General features: G+C 66.0%; 23 protein-coding genes (1 of these 23 only partly in view). 22 read left to right on the top strand and 1 reads right to left on the bottom strand.

The window, feature by feature from the left end; genetic code table 11:
- Positions 1-3 precede the first annotated feature (3 nt).
- From tmk to HNP60_RS09145, 21 genes are all read left to right on the top strand, one after another.
- Positions 4-633 (top strand): dTMP kinase, encoded by a 630-nt coding sequence (tmk, locus tag HNP60_RS09245; protein WP_184152789.1) that lies wholly within the window; start codon positions 4-6, stop codon positions 631-633.
- A complete protein-coding gene (locus HNP60_RS09240) occupies positions 630-1,628 on the top strand; it encodes a DNA polymerase III subunit delta' (RefSeq protein ID WP_184152786.1) in 999 nt (332 codons plus the stop codon). The genes tmk and HNP60_RS09240 overlap by 4 nt, the downstream gene beginning before the upstream one ends.
- Before the next feature lie 246 nt (positions 1,629-1,874).
- On the top strand, positions 1,875-2,306 hold the full coding sequence (locus tag HNP60_RS09235; protein ID WP_184152783.1) for a hypothetical protein: 432 nt from the start codon (positions 1,875-1,877) through the stop codon (positions 2,304-2,306).
- A gap of 121 nt (positions 2,307-2,427) precedes the next feature.
- On the top strand, positions 2,428-3,993 hold the full coding sequence (metG, locus tag HNP60_RS09230; RefSeq protein WP_184152781.1) for a methionine--tRNA ligase: 1,566 nt from the start codon (positions 2,428-2,430) through the stop codon (positions 3,991-3,993).
- Positions 3,993-4,775, top strand: a complete 783-nt coding sequence (locus HNP60_RS09225; protein ID WP_184156984.1) for a TatD family hydrolase — start codon at positions 3,993-3,995, stop codon at positions 4,773-4,775. Before metG ends, HNP60_RS09225 begins: the two co-directional genes overlap by 1 nt.
- Before the next feature lie 5 nt (positions 4,776-4,780).
- Positions 4,781-5,554 (top strand): MBL fold metallo-hydrolase, encoded by a 774-nt coding sequence (locus HNP60_RS09220; RefSeq protein WP_184152779.1) that lies wholly within the window; start codon positions 4,781-4,783, stop codon positions 5,552-5,554.
- 44 nt (positions 5,555-5,598) lie between these two features.
- Positions 5,599-5,751: a hypothetical protein gene (locus HNP60_RS09215; RefSeq protein WP_014076339.1), complete on the top strand. Its 153-nt coding sequence runs from the start codon at positions 5,599-5,601 to the stop codon at positions 5,749-5,751.
- Positions 5,752-5,858: 107 nt separating this feature from the next.
- Positions 5,859-7,502, top strand: coding sequence for a GMC family oxidoreductase (locus HNP60_RS09210; protein WP_184152776.1), 1,644 nt, complete (start codon positions 5,859-5,861; stop codon positions 7,500-7,502).
- A gap of 63 nt (positions 7,503-7,565) precedes the next feature.
- Positions 7,566-8,465 carry an MBL fold metallo-hydrolase gene (locus tag HNP60_RS09205; RefSeq protein ID WP_184152773.1) on the top strand — a complete coding sequence of 300 codons (900 nt, stop codon included), beginning with the start codon at positions 7,566-7,568 and terminating at the stop codon, positions 8,463-8,465.
- The gene (locus HNP60_RS09200) at positions 8,465-9,646 is read left to right on the top strand and encodes a cytochrome P450 (RefSeq protein ID WP_184152770.1); all 1,182 of its coding nucleotides are present in this window, start codon (positions 8,465-8,467) and stop codon (positions 9,644-9,646) included. The genes HNP60_RS09205 and HNP60_RS09200 overlap by 1 nt, the downstream gene beginning before the upstream one ends.
- Positions 9,643-10,461, top strand: coding sequence for an N-acyl homoserine lactonase family protein (locus HNP60_RS09195; RefSeq protein WP_184152767.1), 819 nt, complete (start codon positions 9,643-9,645; stop codon positions 10,459-10,461). The genes HNP60_RS09200 and HNP60_RS09195 overlap by 4 nt, the downstream gene beginning before the upstream one ends.
- The gene (locus HNP60_RS09190) at positions 10,458-11,351 is read left to right on the top strand and encodes an NAD(P)-dependent oxidoreductase (RefSeq protein ID WP_184152764.1); all 894 of its coding nucleotides are present in this window, start codon (positions 10,458-10,460) and stop codon (positions 11,349-11,351) included. Before HNP60_RS09195 ends, HNP60_RS09190 begins: the two co-directional genes overlap by 4 nt.
- 97 nt (positions 11,352-11,448) lie before the next feature.
- Positions 11,449-12,660: a serine hydrolase gene (locus HNP60_RS09185; protein ID WP_184152761.1), complete on the top strand. Its 1,212-nt coding sequence runs from the start codon at positions 11,449-11,451 to the stop codon at positions 12,658-12,660.
- Positions 12,661-12,672: 12 nt separating this feature from the next.
- Positions 12,673-13,125, top strand: a complete 453-nt coding sequence (pcaC, locus tag HNP60_RS09180; protein ID WP_184048925.1) for a 4-carboxymuconolactone decarboxylase — start codon at positions 12,673-12,675, stop codon at positions 13,123-13,125.
- Positions 13,122-13,607, top strand: a complete 486-nt coding sequence (locus HNP60_RS09175; RefSeq protein WP_184152758.1) for a nuclear transport factor 2 family protein — start codon at positions 13,122-13,124, stop codon at positions 13,605-13,607. Before pcaC ends, HNP60_RS09175 begins: the two co-directional genes overlap by 4 nt.
- A complete protein-coding gene (locus tag HNP60_RS09170) occupies positions 13,604-14,014 on the top strand; it encodes a nuclear transport factor 2 family protein (protein ID WP_184152756.1) in 411 nt (136 codons plus the stop codon). Before HNP60_RS09175 ends, HNP60_RS09170 begins: the two co-directional genes overlap by 4 nt.
- Entirely contained in the window at positions 14,011-14,772 is a 762-nt protein-coding gene (locus tag HNP60_RS09165; protein ID WP_184152753.1) for a glucose 1-dehydrogenase, read from the top strand. The genes HNP60_RS09170 and HNP60_RS09165 overlap by 4 nt, the downstream gene beginning before the upstream one ends.
- A gap of 16 nt (positions 14,773-14,788) precedes the next feature.
- Complete coding sequence (locus tag HNP60_RS09160; protein ID WP_184152750.1) at positions 14,789-15,934, top strand: serine hydrolase domain-containing protein; 1,146 nt, start codon at positions 14,789-14,791, stop codon at positions 15,932-15,934.
- Between the two features lie 60 nt (positions 15,935-15,994).
- Positions 15,995-17,557 (top strand): phytoene desaturase family protein, encoded by a 1,563-nt coding sequence (locus HNP60_RS09155; RefSeq protein ID WP_184152748.1) that lies wholly within the window; start codon positions 15,995-15,997, stop codon positions 17,555-17,557.
- Positions 17,554-17,760 (top strand): hypothetical protein, encoded by a 207-nt coding sequence (locus tag HNP60_RS09150; protein WP_014076326.1) that lies wholly within the window; start codon positions 17,554-17,556, stop codon positions 17,758-17,760. Before HNP60_RS09155 ends, HNP60_RS09150 begins: the two co-directional genes overlap by 4 nt.
- Before the next feature lie 6 nt (positions 17,761-17,766).
- On the top strand, positions 17,767-18,543 hold the full coding sequence (locus HNP60_RS09145; protein ID WP_184152745.1) for an SDR family NAD(P)-dependent oxidoreductase: 777 nt from the start codon (positions 17,767-17,769) through the stop codon (positions 18,541-18,543).
- 76 nt (positions 18,544-18,619) lie between these two features.
- On the opposite strand, the gene HNP60_RS09140 is transcribed toward HNP60_RS09145, so the two are convergent.
- On the bottom strand, positions 18,620-19,531 hold the full coding sequence (locus HNP60_RS09140) for a LysR family transcriptional regulator (protein WP_420825226.1): 912 nt from the start codon (positions 19,529-19,531) through the stop codon (positions 18,620-18,622).
- A gap of 122 nt (positions 19,532-19,653) precedes the next feature.
- Here HNP60_RS09140 and HNP60_RS09135 point away from each other — a divergent pair, with 122 nt between their 5' ends.
- On the top strand, positions 19,654-20,678 hold the 5' portion of the coding sequence (locus HNP60_RS09135) for an MFS transporter (RefSeq protein WP_184152742.1). The gene runs 157 nt beyond the window's last position; the window shows 1,025 of its 1,182 coding nt (coding positions 1-1,025); the start codon lies at positions 19,654-19,656; the stop codon falls past the right edge of the window.

Genomic DNA, 20,678 nt, shown 5'->3' with positions numbered 1-20,678 from the left:
GGGATGCCGCGCGGCCGCTTCATTTCGCTGGAGGGCGGCGAGGGCGTCGGCAAGTCGACTCAGGCGCGGCGCCTCGCGGCTGCGCTGCAGCGGCGCGGCCTGGACGTGGTGCTGACGCGCGAGCCGGGCGGGAGCGAGGGTGCTGAAGCCATTCGCGGCCTGCTGCTTTCCGGCGCGGCGGACCGCTGGACGATACGGTCCGAGGCCCTGCTCTTCGCGGCGGCGCGCGCCGACCATGTGGCGCGCACCATCCGCCCGGCGCTGGAAGCGGGCCAATGGGTGATCTGCGACCGTTTTCTGGACAGCAGCCGTGCCTATCAGGGGGTCGGCGGCGTCCTTGCCGATGCCGATATACTGGCGCTGCATGACGTCGGCTCGGAAGGACTGCTGCCGGACCGCACGCTGCTACTGCGCCTGCCGCTGGGCGAGAGCAGCGCGCGTGCCAGCCTGCGGGACGAGGGCGAGGCGGACAGGATCGGCGGGCGCGAAACCATGTTCCACCGGGCGGTGGCCGAAGCCTTCGAGCGCTTCGCCGATGCCGAGCCCGCGCGCTTCCACCGCATCGATGCCGATGGGACGCCCGAGGACGTCGAGGCGCGGCTCTGCGCGGCACTGGCGGACTGGCTGGTGTGACGCGCTGGTTCGGCCATGACGCGCAGATCGCGCAGCTCATCGCGGCCAGCGCCGCCGCGCGCATGCATCATGGCTGGATCTTCGCCGGGCCGAAAGGCGTCGGCAAGGCGGGCATTGCCTTTGATTTCGCGAAACGACTGCTGGTTGGCGGTGCAGGTGGGCCCGTCCCGGCCGCAACGCTGGCGCCGGGCGACGAGGACACGCAGGTGCGTCTGCTGAACGGCGGCGCGCACCCGGATTTCGTCCGGCTGGAACGGCTCGAACGCGACGATCGCAAGGGGGACGGAAGCACGCTCGCGCGCAACATCACCGTCGACCAGGTGCGCGGCCTTGCGCGCCTGCTGCACAGCGCGCCCTCCATGGGATCGCGCCGGGTCGTCCTCATCGACAGCGCGGATGATCTGGAAGCCGGTGCGGCCAACGCGCTTCTCAAGAATCTCGAGGAACCGCCGGCCGGCGCCATGTTCCTGCTCGTGGCGCATCGGCCCGGACGGCTGCTGCCGACCATCCGCTCGCGCTGCCGCATGCTGCGTTTTCATGCGCTCGACGATGACGTCATGCAGGCTGCGCTGGCGCAGGCCATGCCGGACCTGCCGGCGGCCGAGCGCGCCCGGCTCGTCGCGAGTGGGGAGGGCTCGCCGGGGCAGGCCCTCGCGATGCGGGCGCTGGACCTGCCGGCGCTGGAGGAATCGCTGGGCGTGATTGCCGGGGGCGGACGCGCGGCGGACGCGGAGCGCGCGAAGCTGATGTCCGCCTTGTCCGGCGTCGCGGCCCGGCCGCGGCTGGAAGCGTTCGTGGAGCTTGTGCCGCGCTTCATTGCCCGCCGGCTTCGCGCCGCGCAGGGCCCTGCGCTCGGCCGGGGGCTCGAGGCCTTCGAGGAAGCGCAGCGGCTGGGGGCCGGCGCCGTGACGCCGCTTCAGCTTGAGCCCGGCGCGCTGGTTTTCACCTTGTGCGATACCGTTGCCGGGCTGGGCGAGGCGGGGGCCGCCCGCTGAGGGGGAGCGCGGGGGGGCATAGCCGCGCGGCTTGTCGGGAACCCCCGGAAGGGCTATGGGCTGCGTTATGGACAACAGCCTCCATCCGCGCAGCCAACAAGGGCACTGCTTTCCGGCGGCGTTCGTGCGCATGTTCGGTTGGCGAAGCTGCTGAAGTCCGCTTTTCCAAACCGTTGATGCTCCACCCCGCCCGATCGGCGGGGTTTTTCATGCCGATCGGGCCTTTCATGAAAGGACCGAAAAATCATGGCGTTGTCTGACGATCTCCATATCGAGCGGCTGGCGACCGGCCTGCTGGCGAGGACGCTGCCGAAAGCCGAATGGACGCATGAGGCGCATTTCGCCGCCGCGCTCTGGCTGCTCAGGCATAGGCCCGATCTCACACGGGCCGATGAAATCCGCCGGCTGATCTCCGGCTATAATGAGGCCACCGGGACGGCCAATACCGATAAGGGCGGCTATCATCATAGCATCACCCTGGCCTCGATGCGGGCGGCGCGCCATCATCTGGCCAGTCATGGCCCGGAAGCGCCGCTTCATGAGGTGCTGCGCCTGCTCATGGCGTCTCCACAGGGGCATCCGGGCTGGCTTGCGGCATTCTGGCGGGAGGAGGCATTGTTCAGCGTGGCGGCCCGGCGGACGTGGGTCGAGCCGGATCTCGCCCCTCTGCCGTTCTGATGCCGGTGCGGCCCTGTGCATCGCTCTGCTCGGTACCCAGCCATGCGACGGGCTAGGCATGGCGGCGGTGCCCCGCTAGAGAGCATGTCTCAAGGCCGCGCACCAGACCCAGCAGGATATCATGCCCACTCCGTTCACCATCACGACCGCCATCAGCTATCCCAACGGACGCCCGCATATCGGCCACGCTTATGAAGCGATCGCCACGGACGTGTTTGCGCGGGCGGCGCGGATGATGGGGCGGGACGTGTTCTTCCAGACCGGGACGGACGAACATGGGCTGAAAATGGCGCAGACTGCGCGCGGACGCGGCATGGAGCCGATCGCGCTTGCTGATGAGATGTCCTCCTATTTCAAGGAAATGGATGATGCTCTTGATATCAGCTATGATCGTTTCATCCGGACCAGCGAACCGGCACATCATGTCGCGAGCCAGGCAATCTGGCAGGCCATGGCCGCCAATGGCGATCTTTACCTGGATCGCTACGAGGGCTGGTACTCTGTCCGTGATGAGGCCTATTATGATGAAAGCGAGCTAAGCGCTTCCGAAAGCGGCGAAAAACTATCGCCACAGGGCACGCCCGTCGAGTGGACCGTCGAGGAAAGCTGGTTCTTTCGCCTGTCAGCCTATCAGGACCGGTTGCTCGCGCTCTACAGGGACGAGCCGGACTTCATCCAGCCGGAAAGCCGCCGCAACGAGATCCTTCGCTTTGTCGAAGGCGGGCTTCGCGATCTCTCGGTCTCCCGCACCAGCTTCGACTGGGGCGTCACTGTGCCGGGTTCGCCCGACCATGTGATGTATGTGTGGGTCGATGCGCTCACAAACTATATCACGGGCTGCGGCTATCCCGACGATCCGGCGCGGATGGCGCATTACTGGGCCGAGGGCGGCGATATCGTCCACATCATCGGCAAGGATATCGTACGGTTCCACACCGTCTACTGGCCGGCCTTCCTGATGAGCGCCAATCTGCCCTTGCCGCGCACGGTCTTCGGCCATGGCTTCGTGCTCAACCGGGGCGAGAAGATGTCCAAGTCGCTGGGCAATGTGGCGGACCCGCTTGAGCTTGCGCGGCGCTTCGGGGTGGATGCGCTGCGCTATTTCCTGCTGGCCGAGGTCAGCTTCGGAAATGACGGCAGCTATAGCGCGGAAGCTATTGTTCACAGGGCAAATACTGAACTTGGCAATGCGTTCGGCAATCTGGCGCAGCGCACGCTCAGCTTCATCGCGAAGAATCTCGACGGACGCTTGCCTGTCCCGGCTCCCACCGATGAGGACGAGGCGCTGCTGGCCATCGTGAGCGAGGCCACGCAGGAGGTTATGCCGCACGGCTTCAGCGCCCTCGCACCGCATGAGGCCATTCAGGCCTGGTTGCGCGCAGCTTATGCCTGCAATGCCTATATCGATGCGCAGGCGCCCTGGGCCCTGCGCAAGACCGATCCGGCGCGCATGGAAGCGGTGCTGGCGACGCTCTATGTCGCCATCGGCAAGCTCGCGGCCGCGATTGCACCGGTGATCCCGTCGAGCGCCGAGAAGCTGCTCGATCATATGGGAATATCGCCTGAAAACAGAAGCTATGCGGCTCTGTCTTCAGACTGGTACGCAGCGTTGCGGGAAAGCGATTTCGTCGTCGCTCCGCCCCAGCCCCTGTTTCCCCGGCTCGAGCTGCCGGCCGAGGCCGAATGATGCTGGTCGATAGCCATTGCCACCTCAACTACAAGGGGTTGGTCGAGGATCAGGACGCGGTGATCGCCCGGGCGCGCGCGGCCGGCATTGGGGGGATGCTCAACATCTCCACGCGCGAGCGGGAATGGCATGACGTCATTGCGGTGGCGGACAGCGCGCCGGACATCTGGGCCACGGTCGGCATTCATCCACATGAGGCGGACGAGCATCCTCATGTGGACACGGCCCGCCTCGTGGCCGCAGCCGCGCATCCGCGCGTCATCGGGATCGGCGAGACAGGCCTCGATTATTATTACGACCATAGTGATCGGGCGCGCCAGCAGGCGAGTTTCCGCGCTCACATCGTGGCCGCGCGGCAAACGGGTCTCCCGCTGATCGTCCACACGCGCGATGCCGAAGAGGACACCGCCGCAATCCTGCGCGAGGAAATGGCGGCGGGCCCGTTTCCGGGCGTGATCCACTGCTTCACCGCGAGCGATGCGTTCGCGGACATCGCTCTGGAACTGGGCTTCTACATCAGCATTTCAGGTATCGTGACCTTCAAGAAAGCCACGGCCCTGCAGGAGAGCGCGCGCCGCATTCCGGCGGACCGGCTGCTGGTGGAAACGGATTCGCCGTTTCTCGCCCCCGTGCCGCACCGGGGCAAGCCGTGCGAGCCTGCCTATGTCGCGGACACGGCCCGCTTCCTGGCCGATCTGCGCGGGGACAGGCTCGAGGATCTCGCGGCGGCCACGACGCGCAATTTCTTCACCCTGTTCTCCAAAGCTGCGCCGGTGGCCTGATCGGCATGACGCTGCGCCTGCTCATGCTCGGCAGCGGCACGTCCTCCGGCGTTCCGCGCATCGGCGGGGACTGGGGCGCCTGTGACCCGTCCAATCCCCGCAATCGGCGTAGCCGCGTATCGATCCTCGTGGAAAGCGCCACCACGCGCATTCTCGTCGATACCTCGCCGGACATGCGCGCGCAGCTGCTGGCGGCGCAGGTCGCTCATCTCGATGCCGTGCTCTGGACCCACGATCATGCCGATCATGTCCATGGCATCGACGATCTGCGCCAGGTGATGCACCAGCGCCGTAGTCCGGTGCCCGGCTATGCCCATCCTGCCACGCTAACCCGGCTGCGCGATCGGTTCGATTATGTGTTTCAGGGGGCCAATGGCTATCGCCCGACCGTGGCGGCGCATGAACTGGGCGAGGGCGCGACGCGCATCGGCGACATTCTCGTCAGCCATGTCGCCCAGCCCCATGGCGCGATCTGGTCCAGCGGGTTCCGCTTCGATGCCGGTGGCCGGTCGATTGCCTATGCCACGGATTTTCATGAAGCGACGGACGCAATGCTCGCGCTATATGCCGATGTCGATTGCCTGGTCATTGATACGCTGCGCCGCAAGCCGCATCCCTCGCATGCGCATCTCGATCTGGCGCTGGAGATTATCGCGCGGGTGCGGGCGAAACGCGCGATCCTCACGCATATGGACCAGAGCCTCGATTATGCAGTGCTTGCCGCCGAGCTTCCCGAGGGGGTCGAGCCGGGCTATGATGGCCTTGTCGCTGATGTCTGACCGGGGAATGAAAGGACGAGCCGCTGGCTGATATCGCCGCAAGCATGATCTGGCTCATCCTGGTGCTGGTGCTCGTCGGCAGCAACCTTGCCCTGCGCCGCTTGCCGCGCGGGCATCTGATGCGGCTGATCCTGCTCTGGATCACGATTTTCGCCATCGCCTTCCTGCTCGTAAGACTGCTGACCGGCATAAGCTGAGCCGCGTGCGCCGGCGCGTTCGCGCGGGTGCAATTCGCCTTCGCTCTCGGCCAAGCCAGCATCACCTTGCTCGCCTAACGTCCTGCTCCAGGGCGGAAGGAGAGGCGATGTCCGATCTCGAATTCGATTATGTGGTGATCGGCGGCGGATCGGCCGGCGCCGCGCTGGCCGCCCGCCTGTCCGAACGGGAAGACCGCACCGTCGCCTTGCTGGAGGCGGGCGGGGACGCGACCCATCCGTTCATCCATGTGCCTGCCGCCGTCGCCGCCGCCATCGGCACCCCTTCGCTCAACTGGCGGTTCGAGACGGTGCCCCAGCCGGGCATGGCGGGCCGGCGCATCCCCGTGCCGCGCGGCAAGGTGGTGGGCGGATCGGGCCAGATCAACGGCATGGTCTATTTCCGTGGCCATCCCACGGACTTCGACAGCTGGGCGGACATGGGCGCGAAGGGCTGGAGCTACCGCGAAGTCCTGCCCTATTTCACGCGGACGGAGAATAACGAGGATTTTCCCCAGTCCGTGTTCCACGGGAAAGGCGGGCCGATCAACGTCAAATATGTCCGCAATCCCAACCGGATGAACCATGATTACATGGCGGCTCTGGCATCGCTCCAGTATCCAGCCTGCGCGGATTTCAACGGACCCGATCCGGAAGGATATGGCTTCCGGCAGGGACTGCTCCGCGACGGAAGGCGCGAATCCACGGCGCGCTCCATGCTTCTTCCGGCCAGTCGAAGCCGCCGCAACCTGACCGTGCTCACTCAGGCGCAAGTGGCGCGGATCATATTCGAGGGGCGACGGGCTAGCGGCGTCGTCCTGACGGATGGCCGCGCGGTGAAGGCGCGGGCCGAGGTCGCGCTGTGCGCCGGGGCGGTCCAGTCGCCGCAGATCCTTCTCGCCTCGGGCGTCGGCCCAGCCGCCCATCTCAAGGAACTGGGCGTCGACATCGTGCATGATCTCCCCGGCGTGGGCGGTAATTATCACGATCATGTCGCTTGCCCGGTCCACATGGAGACGCAGGACCCGACCTCCTATGGCATAAGCTGGAAAGCGCTGCCGCGCGGCGCCTGGAATGTCCTCCAGTATCTTTTCGGACGGACGGGGCCGCTCGCCGGCAATGTCTTTGAATCGGTGGCGTTCCTGCGCACCGATCCCTCCCTTGCCAAGCCGGACGTGCAGTTCGTCTTCCAGCCGGCAAAGCGCCTGACGACCAAGCTGCCGCTGCCGATGGGCCATGGCTATGCGATCAGCCCCGTCGCGCTGTATCCCAAGAGCCGCGGCACGTTGCGTCTCGCGACGCCGGACGTGCGCGATGCGCCGCTCATCGATCCACGCCTGCTCGCGGAGGAGGATGACATCCTGCCGCTGCTGCGCGCCGTGAAGATCGCGCGCCAGGCCTTTGCCGCGCCGGCTTTCGCGAAATATCGGGGCGTGGAAGTCGCGCCCGGACCGGATGTGCAGAGCGACGAGGACATCAAGGCCTTCATCCGCGCGGCGGGCTACACCGTGCATCACCCCTGCGGCACCTGCCGGATGGGCATCGACGCCGAGGCCGTCGTCGATCCCGATCTGCGGGTGCATGGCATCGAGGGGCTGCGCGTCGCCGATGCCTCGGTCTTTCCGCTGCTGATCGGCGGCAACACCAATGCCCCGGCCGTCATGGTGGGTGAACGGGGCGCGGACAAGATCCTCGGCAAGCCGGACCTGCCGCCCGCCGACCTGCCGCCTGAATCCGTGGGACGCAAGGCATGAGGTCGCCGCCAGCCTTGCCGGCCGGGCCCCGCACGAGAGCAAAGAACAGCGCAGGAGAGTGAGATGGCCGTCGAGCATATGAGGAGCTGGCAGATCGGTGACGTCACCGTGGCCCGCCTCGTCGAGCTGTGGAAGTTCACCGATCATATCAACATGACGATCGCCGACGCCGAGCCGGAGGAAGTGATCGCCATGGACTGGCTGCACCCGCATTATGCGACGCCGGACGGGCAGCAGATCATGAACTTCCAGGGCTTCGTCGTGCAGACGCCGACGATGAACGTCATGCTGGACACCTGCATCGGCAATGGCCGCGACCGCGCCTACGACGTCTTCCGCAATCTCGATACCAGCTTCATCGAAGACCTCGGCACGCTCGGCCTGAAGCCGGACGATATCGACGTGGTGCTCTGCACGCATCTCCACTTCGATCATGTCGGCTGGAACACCTATTGGGACGGGAAAGAGTGGGCGCCGACTTTCCCCAATGCCCGCTATCTGTTCGGCCAGACCGAATATGACGCCTGGGAGGAGATGCGGCGCCATGAAGACCATGGGCTGCATGACGTGCGGCATCTCGCCGATTCCGTCGACCCCATCGTCCGGCGCGGTCTCGCGCACTTCATCGATGCCAATCACCGCATCAGCGATGAATTGTGGACCGAGCCGAGCCATGGCCATTCCCCCGGCCACATCCATCTGTGCATCGAATCGCGCGGCGAGCGCGGCGTCATCACCGGCGACCTCATGCATCATCCCATTCAGACGGCACTGCCCTCCCGTCCGGCGCGCTTCGACATGGATACCGCGCAGGGCATCGCCACGCGCACGGGATTTGTCGAAAAATATAGGGACAGCGGCGTCCTCGTGATCGGGGCGCATTTCGCGGATCCCACCGCCGGCTGGATCCGCTCCGAAGGGGAAGGGACGCGCTTCTTCGGCATCGGGCTGGAGGGAAGCTGATGACACGCGATATTCCCGATTATCCGCTGGACATCTTCACGCACGAGGCGGTCCGCAATGCGCGGGACGTGGACGATGCCCTGCGCGAGCTCGCGCCCGCCGTGCGCCTTGCGGACGGCACGGTCATGATCGGCCGGCATGCGCATGTGGCGCCTGGTCTCATGGACTGGAAGAGCTTCTCGTCAACATCGCGGCCATGGCACGATCCGGCATCGCTCCGGCCCGAGATTCTGCTCACGGACGATCCGCCCCGGCATACGCGGGTGCGCCGGGTGATCGGCGATGCGCTCTCGCCCAGGACGCTCGACGCGATGAAGACGATCTTCACGGCGGGCGCGCAGGCACTGGTTGCCGAGCTGAAGGCACGCGACGGGCAGGAAATCGATGCCGTGGAAGATGTTACGCGCCGTTTCGTCTACACCGTCTTCCCGGATGCGCTTGGTCTGCCGCCCGGCGACCGCACGCACATGCATGGCTTTTCCAACATGGTCTGGGCGACCATGGGGCCAGAGAACGCGCTGTTCCGCGAAGCGATGGTGGAGGATTTCGGGCCGGTCATCGCATGGCTCAACGAGGTCTGCGATCGTGAGGCGCTGGACCCCGACGGGTTCGGCATGCTGCTCTTCAGGGCGGCGGATGAAGAGAAGATCACGCTGGACGAAGCCAAGCTGCTTTTGCAGACGATCCTCTCTGCCGGTGCGGACACCACCTACATCACCATGGCCAATGCCCTGCGCGCCTGGGCGGAGTTTCCTCAGGAATTCGCGAAGGTGCAGGCAGACCCGAAGCTGGTGCGCAACGCCTTCGACGAGAGCCTGCGCTGGGACAGCCCATCGCGCATGGCGGGACGGATCACGACCGTGGATGTGCCGGTAGACGACATGGTGGTGCCGGCGGGGACGCGGGTGGGGCTGATGTTCGCCGCCGCCAATCGCGATCCGCGCTTCTGGGACGATCCGCTGGATTACCGCATCGGACGCGACCTGCGGCACAGTCTCGGCTTCGGCTACGGCATTCACGCCTGCGTCGGTCGCACTCTTGCCTATATGGAAGCAGACGCGCTGCTCGGGGTGCTCGCGCAGGAACTCGAAAGCATCGAGCTGACCGGCCCGGTCGAGCCCTGGATGACCACGGTGGGCCATGGCCCCGCCCGCGTGCCGGTGCGCCTGCATTTCAGATGACGCACGCGCCGCATCACCGCATCCACACGATCCGCTATGCCCGGCACGAGCGGCCGGCGCGGGAGAATTTCCTGGGTGGCGGAGCGGACGATCATGCCGCCATGATGCCGCTCGATTATTTCGTGTGGGTCATCGAGCATGACGACATGGCGCCGCTTCTGGTCGATACCGGATTCGGGGCGGAGGCCGCCGCACGGCGTGGGCGGACGATGATCCGGCCGGTGGAAGACGGGCTGCGCGCCATCGGGATCGATCCGGCCTCTGTCGAAGACGTGATCCTCACGCATCTCCACTATGACCATGCCGGGTCGCTCGGGCTCTTCCCGAACGCGCGTTTCCATGTGCAGGACAGGGAAATGGCGTTCGCAACCGGACGGGCCATGACCCATGGCCATGTGCGCGCGCCGTTCGATGCCGGGCCGGTGGCGGAGATGGTGCATCTGCTGTTTGGCGACCGGCTGGTCTTTCACGATGGCGATGCGGCGGTGGCACCAGGCGTCAGCCTGCGGCTGCTGCCGGGGCACACGGCAGGGCTTCAGGCGGTGGAAGTGAGCACGGCGCGCGGCCCTGTGATCCTCGCCTCGGACGTGGCGCATCTCTATGCCAATTTGCTGCGCGAGACGCCCTTTCCGATCGTCGTGGACGTGCCGGCCTATCTGGCCGCGCATGCGCGCCTGCGGGCGCTCGTGCCGGGGCTCGACCATATCATTCCCGGCCATGATCCGCTGGTTCTGGCCGCGTTTCCGGCCGGGGAAGCGCCGGATGTCGCGCGCGTGGACCTGCCGCCGCGCAAACCCATTGGAGATTTCGATTGAGCAGCATCGGTTTCATTGGCCTCGGGCGCATGGGCGCGGGCATGTGCGCGCGGCTCTGCGCGGCGGGCCTGCCTGTCATCGTCCATGACGTCTCGACAGATGCCGTCCGCGCCATGGCCGCGCAGGGGGCGGAGGCCGCCGACAGCGCGCTCGACGTGGCGCATGCGGCGCAGATCGTGCTGGTCAGCCTGCCGACGCCGGATATCGTGCATGAAGTCCTGCTTGGCCCCAATGGCGTGGCGGACGGACGGGCGGTGGAGATCGTCGTCGATCTCTCGACATCCGGCCCGGCCATGGCCAAGCGCCTCGACGCGGGGCTTGCCGCGAACGGCATTGCCAGCTTCGACGCGCCGGTCTCCGGTGGCGTTGCGGGCGCGCGCGACGGCCGGCTCTCGCTCATGGCAAGCGGTCCGGAAGCGTCATGGCCCCAGGTCGAGCCTGTCCTCAGCCATTTCGGTAAACTGTTCTACATGGGCGAGGCCCCCGGTGCGGGGCAGACGATGAAGCTCATCAACAATCTGCTGGGGGCCGTTGCCATCGCGGTGACTGCGGAAGGCATGACGATGGGCATCAAGGCCGGGCTGGACCCCGCCCGGATGATCGACGTGCTGAACCAGTCGACCGGGGTCAACAGCGCCACCCGCGACAAATGGCCGCGCGCTGTCCTCCCGCGGACCTTCGACTTCGGGTTCGCCGCCGCGTTGAGCCACAAGGACATGCGCCTGTGCGTCGAGGAAGCGGAAGCGCTGGGCGTGCATCTGGCGCTCGGTGCACAGGTGCGGGACCTGCTGGGCCGGGTGCTCGAGGAAGTCGGGCCGGACGCGGACTTCACAGCCATGGCCAAGGTAGTCGAGGCGGATGCCGGGCTCGACCCGGAGCGGCCGGCATGAGCCGTTCGCGGACCGACAAGCGCCTTTCGCTCGGACCCAAGCCGGGACGGGGTGGACGGGCCTAGAAGCGACGACGCTGGCGTCGGAAGGAGAGAGCGTGCAGGTCAACGAGAACATCCACGCGCGGGGTGCGCAGTTCGCGATCGAGGGATTCGTCGCGAATGGCTTCGAGCCGGTGCTGCGGGCGTTTGGCGACAATTTCCGGCAGGAAGAGGAGATCGGCGCCGGCTGTTCCGTCGTGATCGATGGCAAGACCGTCGTCGATCTCTGGGGCGGCTGGCGCGACGGCGCGATGACCACCGGATGGGATGCCCACAGCACGGTCTGCATGATGAGCGTCGCCAAGGGCATCACCGGCATCGCGTTCAACATGCTGGTCGATCGCGGCCTCATCGACATCGACCGTCCGGTGGCCGATTACTGGCCCGAGTTCGGGCAGAACGGCAAGGAGAAGATCCTTGTCCGCTGGCTGCTCGATCATCGCGCGGCGATCCCCGTGCTCACGGACGATCCCATGTATCCCGGCGGCATGTTCGACCGGGAAGCCTATGTGAAGGCGCTGGAAGTGCAGACGCCGCTCTGGCAGCCGGGGACGCGGGCCGCCTATCATGTCCACAATCAGGGCTATCTGCTGGGCGAGGTGATGCGGCGCGTGAGCGGGCTTACCGTTGGCCCTTTCCTGCGCCGGGAGATCGCGCAGCCGCTGGGCGCGGAATACTGGATCGGCGGGATGAGTGCGGCCGAGCAGGCGACCGTGGCCGAGATCATGCCCAACATGAATGCGCGCCTGTTCGCCGCCAAGGATGTCGAACTGACGGCCGATCCGGAATGGACCGGGGAGGTGCTGCGTCCCCTCGCGTTCCGCCAGAACCCGGATGAGCCCTGGCATGTCACGCTCAACAAGCCGCTCTGGCGCGAAGTGGAGATCGCCAGCGGCAATGGCCACGGCAATGCGCGCGGCGTTGCGCGCATCTACGGCGCGGTGGTGGACCCGGGCGAGATCGACGGGCTCACGCTCCTGAGCCGGGATGGCCTGGAGCGAATGATCGAGGAACAGCACAACCAGACCGAGCTGCTGCAGGAGCGGCCTTATCATCAGGCGCTCGGGGTGCTGCTGAACACGCCGGAAGCGGTCTATATGGGGCCGAACCCGCGCAGCTTTGGCCATCATGGAATCGGCGGCTCGATCGGCTTTGGCGATCCGGATGCGCGGATCGGCTTCTCTTATTGCTGCAACAAGCTTCACTCGGTGGGCGACAACGGGCCGCGTGCCCGGCGCCTGATCGATGCTCTCTATTCCGCGCTTTGAAGGGACCGACTGATGGACAAGGACATGTTCGACAAGGGGCTCGATATTCGCCGGTCGGTGCTGGGCGACGCTTATGTCGACCGCGCGCTGGCCAACATGAACGCGTTCAACAAGCCGTTGCAGGAACTGGTCACGCAATATTGCTGGGGCGAAGTCTGGGGGCGTGAGGGGCTCTCCCGGCGGGACCGCAGCCTCCTCAACCTGGGCATGATCGCGATCCTCAATCGCTCCCACGAACTCAAGGCCCATGTGCGCGGCGCGCTCAACAATGGCCTCAGCCGGGAAGAGATCCGCGAAGTGCTGCTTCAGGTCGCGATCTATGGCGGCGTGCCCGCAGCAGTCGACAGCTTCCGTATCGCCGGGGAGGCCTTTGCCGAAATCGATGCGGAGAAACCGGGCAAGTCCGGCGCCAAGGGCAAGGGAAGCAAGGCCGCGAAGCCCAAGGCAAAGGGAGGCAAGGGATGAACGCTGCCGAGGTCGCGGAGATCGAGCGGGCCTGCGCCCGGCTCGTCCTCGAATTCGCGAAGTTCAACGATGACCTGGATCATGAGGCGCTGGCCGGGCTGTTCGTTGAGGATTGCGTCTTTGCCCGGCCGCTCGATCCCGCCCATCCTTATTATGGCAGGGACAAGGTCCACGCCATCTTCCGGGACCGCAAGGCGCGCCTCACGCGCCATGTGATGACCAATATCCTCATCACCGTGCTCTCGCCGACGGAAGCGAAGGGCAACAGCTATGTCACCATGATGTCCGCCGCCGATCCGGATGCGCCATGGCCGCGCGAGGGCGAGGGGGTGTTCATCGGTTCGTTCGACGATCTGTTCGTGAAGACCGGGAACGGCTGGAAGTTCAAATCCCGCATCGGCAACGTCGCGCTCTATCAGGGTGGCCATGTGCCCGCGATTCCCGTGCCGAGCATCGAAGAGACGGGAGTGCCGCCCCAATGAGCGTGACCGCGAAAAATGCCAATGAGCAACTGGCGCTCGATTTCTTCGAGGCACTGTCGAGCGGGGATCTCGACCGGCTGCGGCCCTTTCTCGACGAGGACAGCGTCTGGGAGCCGATGGTGAAGGACATTCCCGGCGCCGGATCCTACCGGGGCAACCAGATCATCGATGATTTTCTGGCGCCGGTGCGCGGCATGTTCGCGCAGGGGGACCCCAAGGTCCATGTCCAGACCATCTTCTCGGACGGGGATTTCGTCGCGGTCGAGAGCTATTCGGACGGGAAGCTGCAGGACGGGCGGACCTATCACAATCGCTATTCCTGGGTCTTCCGCATGAACAACGGCAAGATCGGCTATCTCCATGAATATATGGACAGCCATTATGTGGCGCGGTTGTTCGGCCTGTGAGCGCGGGGAGCCTTGCGGGCCGGAACGTCCTGATCTCGGGCGCCGGCAGGGGACTGGGCGAGGCGATCGCCGCTCATCTCGCCAGCCTTGGCGCGGTGGTGGCGGTCTGCGACATCAATGAGGAGGCTGCGGCGGAAGTCGCCGCGCGCATCATTTCCGCCGGTGGCGAAGCGGTTGCTTATGGCGGCGACCTTGGCGCGCGCGAGGTCTTTCATGAGACCATGGCGGCATTCGCGCGGGCTTATGGGCCAGTCGATACGCTCATCAACAATGCTTCCTATCTGGTCTATGAGCCGATCGAGCGGGTGACCGAGGAGACGCTGGACCGCATGATCGCGAGCGGTCTCAAGTCCGTCTTCTGGGGCGTGCAGGCGTTTCTGGCGCATCGCGATCCCGAGGCGAGCAAGGGATGGATCATCAATTACAGCTCGCCCGTTGCCTATCGCGGGCGTCCCAACACGGGCGCTTATACGGCGATCAAGGGCGCGGTGGCCGCGCTCACCAACGTCCTTGCCGGCGAGCTCGGCCCACGGGGCATCCGGGTGAATGCCATCGCGCCGGGCTCCGTGCCCACGCCCGCGACGGCGGGTTTCGTTTCGGCGGAAGATTATGAGCGTCGTGCCGCCGGGATACCGCTGCGCCGCAATGGGCGCCCGGAGGATGTCGCCCGGGCTGTCGCGTTCCTGATCGGCGAGGATGCGGACTTCATCAACGGCGCGATGCTGGCCATCGACGGCGGCATCATCGCGGCGGGCTAGGGCCGGGGAGGGGAGCATGAGCGGTTTCTGGCGGGAGCGGCTGGATCACCTCAAGGCAGTGATAGAGGCCGACGTGGGCGCCGGCGCCTATTATGGCGCGGTGCTGCGCGTGATGCGGGGCGGCGTCATCGGTTTCGACGAGGCGATCGGCTTTGCCGATGGCGCGGGGGAGAAAAGACTGTCGAAGGACAGCGTTTTCTCCATCTTCTCGACCAGCAAGGCCTTCACCAACATCCTGATCCTGCGCGCCATTGAGGAAGGCCGCTTCGCCCTCACGACGCGGGTAAGCGACATCCTCCCCGAATTCACCGGCGAGCCGCGCAACCGCGCGACTTTCTTCCATCTCCTGTCCCACACCGCCGGGATGCCGGGGGTCTGGATGCCCCGGCCGGACATGTATCTCGACCGGCTGGACGAGCTCTTCGAAGCCGTGATCGCGCATGTCCATGGCACGGTGGAGCCGGGCACCCGCTGCGATTATTCGCCTCTCGCGAACCATGTGCTGATGGGGGAAGCGCTGCGGCGCACCGATCCCAAGGGGCGGCGCTTCCGGGACATCCTGCGCGAGGACCTGTTCGAACCGCTCGGCATGACCGACAGTTCCATGGGCCTGCGCGCGGACCTGAATGCGCGCCACGTCCGGCCCGACATGCGCGGCACGGTTCCCATCCGGCATCTCTCGCGCACCATCCCCGGCGATCATGCGCTGTTCGAGGACCCGGACGTGGAAGCGCCCCATGTCGGCTGCGCATCGACCGTGCCCGACCTCTCCCGCTTCGCGGAGATGCTTCGGCGCGGCGGCGAGCTGGATGGCGTGCGCATCCTCTCCCCGCAGATGGTGCGGCTCGCGCGGCAGGTGCACACGGGCGATTTCCCCAACGAACTGTATCGCGCCGTCCACCTGCGCATGGGGTGGGAGGAAATGCCCGCCTATATGGGGCTGGGCTTCAACGTCCGCGGGACGCGCATCGGGCATCATCAGCTCGGCACGCTCACCAGTCCGGAGACGTTCGGCAATTATGGCGCGGGGAGCGCACTCTTCTGGGTGGACCCGGCGCTGGATGTGAGCTTCGCGTGCCTGACGGCCGGCGTGATGACGCAGGCGGCGAATATCGCGCGTTTCCAGAAACTGTCCGACCTGGTGGTCTCGGCATGCGTGTGAGCATCCGGGCGGAGTTTGACATGCCGCGCCGTCGCGGCTCGAAGAGGATGAAGCGGGACCATGGCTGATTACGACGTCATCGCGATCGGCTCCGGCCACAATGGCCTCGTCGCGGCCGCTTATGCCGCCGTGGCCGGCCGCAAGGTGCTGGTGCTCGAGCGCAATGCCTGGTTCGGCGGCGGTGTCGTCACGCGCGAGCTGACGCTTCCGGGATTCCGGCACGACCAGCACTCGATGAGCCACATCTTCATTCAGGGCAATCCGATGCTGGTGAATGACGAGCTGGGCCTCAAGTCCCGCTATGGCCTCACTTATCTGTTCCCGGACGTGCCCATGATGTCCGTCTTCGAGGATGGGCGGACGCTGAAGCTGTATCGCGATACGGAGCGGTCAGCCGCGTCGATCGCGCGCTTCTCGCAGAAGGATGCGGAGGCCTTCCGGCAGATCTCCGCGCAGGCGGCCCAATGGCTGCCGATGATCCAGGCGTCGCTCTACACGCCGCCCATGCCCGTCGGCGCGGGCAATGCGATGCTCGACAGCAGCCATGAAGGACGCGAGCTCTGGCGCGTCATGCAGATGTCGAGCCACGATCATCTGTGCGAGCTGTTCGAGAGCGACGAGGTGCGCATGCATTTCGCGCGGGTGGCCGGTGAGAACCTCGTCTCGCCCGACGAGAAGGCGACCGGCATCGGCATGTATGTGTTCCTCGGCTTTCTCGAGCGCTTCGGCTTCGGCGTGGCACGGGGCGGCTCCGGGAGCCTGACCGCTTCGCTGATCCGCTGCATCGAGGATCATGGCGGCGCCGTGATCGCCAGCGCATCGGTGCGGGAAGTGACGAGCGCGGGTGGTCGCGCGACCGGTGTCGTGCTGGATGACGGGACGCGGCACGCAGCACGGGAGGCCGTGATTGGCGCCATCCATCCGCATCTGCTGCCCGACATGGTGCCGGGCATGGACGCACAGGCGGCGAGCGGCGCACTGCGCACCCAGATCACCGACGCGGCCTGCATCACCATTCACGCCGCGCTCGACGCGCCGCTGCGCTTCTCGGCGCCCGATGTCGATGCCGTGATGGTCGAGCTGATGCCGGACAGCTACGAGACGCTGCGCCGCGCCTTCGATGACCTGCGCTATGGCGGCTTCGTCCGCACGCCGCTCATCGGCCTTGGCTCGCTCTCGCAGTTCGATGCCAGTCGCGCGCCTGAAGGCAAGGCCGTGCTCCATGCCTGGGACTATGTGCCTTATCATCGGCCGGACGGGCAGAGCTGGGACGACAGCAAGCGCGCTTATGCCGAGGTGATGATCGACCGCATGGCCCGGTTCATTCCCAACATCCGCGAGATCCTGCTGGAGGCGCATGTGGATTCCCCGGTCGACATGGAGCGCACCTCGCCCAGCTTCATGCGCGGCGATCTCCATGGCATCGCGACGACGACCTACCAGTCCGGCGCGCATCGGCCGACGCCGGAACTGGGGCAGTATCGCGTGCCGGGCGTGGACCGGCTCTATCTCGTGGGGCCGTTCCAGCATCCCGGCGGCGGCGTGTTCGGCGCGGGCAGGGCCACCGCGCAGGTGATGTTCGACGACCTTGGAGTCGATTTCGACAAGGTACGGGTGGGATGAAGATCTATTCGTCCGACAAGTCCGAGCTCATGCAGGTTTCGGCCATCGAGCGGGACGGCAATGATCTCGTCATCAAGGGCAAGGTGTTCGGCACCATGCCGATGAGCGCCCGGCTCAAGCCGCAGGAAGCGCGCGCTGCCCTGAAGCTGCTGTCACCGCGCCTCATCCTCTTTCTCCTCACGCTTCCCTTTCGCAAAGGATAACCGGCCATGCCCAGCCACAAGGATCGCGTCATCATCATCACCGGTGCCGCCGGCGCGATCGGCTATGCCACCGCGGGCATTCTCGCCGCACAAGGCGCGCGGGTGGTGATGGTCGACATCGCCGCTTCGCTGGAGGAGCGGGCCGCCGAGCTCGCGAAGATCGGCGAGGTGGATTTCATCCGTGCCGATTGCGCCAGCGAAACCGACGTGCGCGCCTATGTCGACCAGACCGTCGCGAAACACGGACGCATCGATGGCTTCTTCAACAATGCCGGAGTGGAAGGAGTCATCACGCCCATCCACGAATATCCGATCGATGAATATGACCGCATTCTGGCGGTCAATCTCCGGGGCGTGTTCCTCGGCCTGCGCTTCGTGCTCGCGCAGATGGTGGCGCAGGGCAGTGGAGCCGTCGTCAACACGGCGTCCATCGGTTCGGAACGGGGTCTCGCAGGTGGCGCGGCATATAATGCGGCGAAGCATGGCGTGGTCGGCCTCACCCGGACGGCAGCGGCGGATCTTGGCCCGAAAGGCATTCGGGTGAATTGCGTGGAACCGGGCGTGATCGAGACGCCGCTGCTGAACGAGGTCCTGGTGCAGATGTTTGATGGCGACCTGCAGAAGGGCCTTGATACGCTCGGCTGGGTGTCCGTCATGAACCGCTGCGGCAAGCCGGCCGAAGTCGGCCATGTCGTCTCGTTCCTGCTCTCGGATGAAGCGAGCTTCGTCACCGGCGCCGCCTGGCCGGTGGACGGCGGGGCCCTGTGCACGATCAAGCACTGAGGTCGGGCCGGTTGGGGAAGGGTAACCGACCCGGATCATGGACCTCTACTCGCAGAGCGCCAGTGCTGAACCTCGATCAACCCTGGGGATGAGCGGGTCCCAGGCGCTCGACAAGGAAGTCCACGAACACGCGGACTCGTGCCGGCATGTTGGCGCCGCCGACAAAGACGGCGTGAATGGATTCGACGTCGCCGGGGTTGAAGTCTTCGAGAAGGGGAATGAGCCGGCCCGATGCGATCTCCGGCGCGACGCTGAACCGTCCCACGCGCGTGATGCCCACCCCGTCGGCGGCAAGCTGACCGAGCGTTTCTCCGTTGTTCGCCTCGACGCTGCCCGTGACGCTCAGCGCATAGTCCTGCCCGTCCCTGCGAAACGGCCAGACCGGTTCGGCGCGCCTGAAATTGAAATTGAGGCAGTTATGCCGATGGAGATCCTCCGGGACGAGCGGCGTGCCGTGCTCGGCCAGATAGGCCGGGGACGCGACAATGATCCGGCCATTCTCGCCGAGCTTGCGGGCCGTCAGTGCGCTGTCGGCCAGCGGGCCGAAGCGGATCGCCACATCGGCTTCGCCGCCAGCGATGTCGACGAGCCGGTCGCTGAGGCTGATGTCAACCAGGATATGCGGGTGAAGCGCCATGAAGGGCTTGAGCAGAGGGACGATGCAGAGCCGGCCATGGGCCTGTGACGCACTGACCCGCAACCGTCCGCGCGGCGCCCCGCGATCCGCAATCGCCTGCTCGGCATCGTCCAGGTCGGCCAGAATGCGCCGCGCGGCGCTGAGATAGGCCGCGCCCTCGGCGGTCAGCGTGAGGGCCCGCGTGCTTCGGAGCAATAATCTCACCCCGAGCCGCTGCTCGATTCGGTCGATCGTTCGGCTGACGGCCGACGGAGTCAGGTCGAGGACCCGACCGGCGGCCGAGAAGCTGCCGTGCTCGATTACTGCGGCAAACACTTCAAGTGAACGGGCTCGATCGGAGTTGAACTGCATCTTTGCGTCCAGTGCAAAAATCCTTCGTGTCAGCCCTCTCTACCGCAATCGCGTCGGGCAAGCCATCTGTGCGTTGAACTCAAATCCTGCCTTGTTCACCTCCGGATCGGGAGCAACCAAAGATGAAATTCAATCCACCGCTCCTCGCCCTCGCGGTTGGTGCCTTCGGCATCGGGGTGACCGAGTTCGCGCCGATGGGCTTGCTCCCGGTGATGGCCGGCGACCTCGGCATTTCCATTCCCGCGGCAGGCCTTCTCATCAGTGCCTATGCGATCGGCGTCATGCTGGGCGCGCCGCTGATGACGTTGACCACGGGGCGCGTCCCGCGTCGCACATTGCTGATCGGCCTCGCGGCCATCTTCACCGCCGGCAACCTGCTCTCCGCTATTGCAGGCAGCTACGGGCTGCTGCTGATCGCACGGGTCATCACCTCGCTGAACCACGGCGCTTTCTTCGGCGTCGGGTCGATCGTCGCGGCGAGCCTTGTCCCGCCGCACAAGCAGGCCGGGGCGGTCGCGGCCATGTTCATGGGGCTGACGATCGCCAATGTGGTCGGCGTGCCGCTCGCCACCTGGGCAGGCGAGGGGCTGGGCTGGCGCGCGGCCTTCTGGGGCATTTCCGGCCTCGGCGTGGTGACGATGGTCGCCCTGCGCCTCACGCTTCCAAAGCTGCCGGCGCCGGCTGGTGGCGACATGCGGGCGGAGCTGCGCGTCCTTTCGAGGGGGCCAGTGCTTTCAGCCCTCGGCCTGACGGTCCTCGGGTCCAGCGCCATGTTCACGGTCTTTACCTATATCGCACCGATCCTGCGTGAGCAGACTCACGCCTCGCTCGGCTTCGTGACCGCCATGCTGGTCACTTATGGCGTTGGCCTGACGGTGGGCAACTGGCTGGGCGGACGCTATGCCGACCGTTCGGTCGACCGTACGCTGATCGTCACGCTGGCCTCGCTGACGGTCATCCTCATGCTGTTCGCCATGCTCATGCCCTATGCCGCTCCAACGGCGGTCCTCGTCTTCCTGTGGGGTGTGGCCAGCTTCGCGCTTGTGCCGCCGTTGCAGGTGCGGGTGATGACGGCGGCGGCCGAGGCACCCAATCTGGCGTCCGCCGTCAACATCGGCGCCTTCAATCTCGGCAATGCGATCGGCGC

It is taken from the genome of Sphingobium lignivorans (genome assembly GCF_014203955.1).
GTDB lineage: Bacteria > Pseudomonadota > Alphaproteobacteria > Sphingomonadales > Sphingomonadaceae > Sphingobium > Sphingobium lignivorans.
Note: the sequence above shows the minus strand (reverse complement) of the source record. Positions and strands in the feature narration are given on the sequence as shown.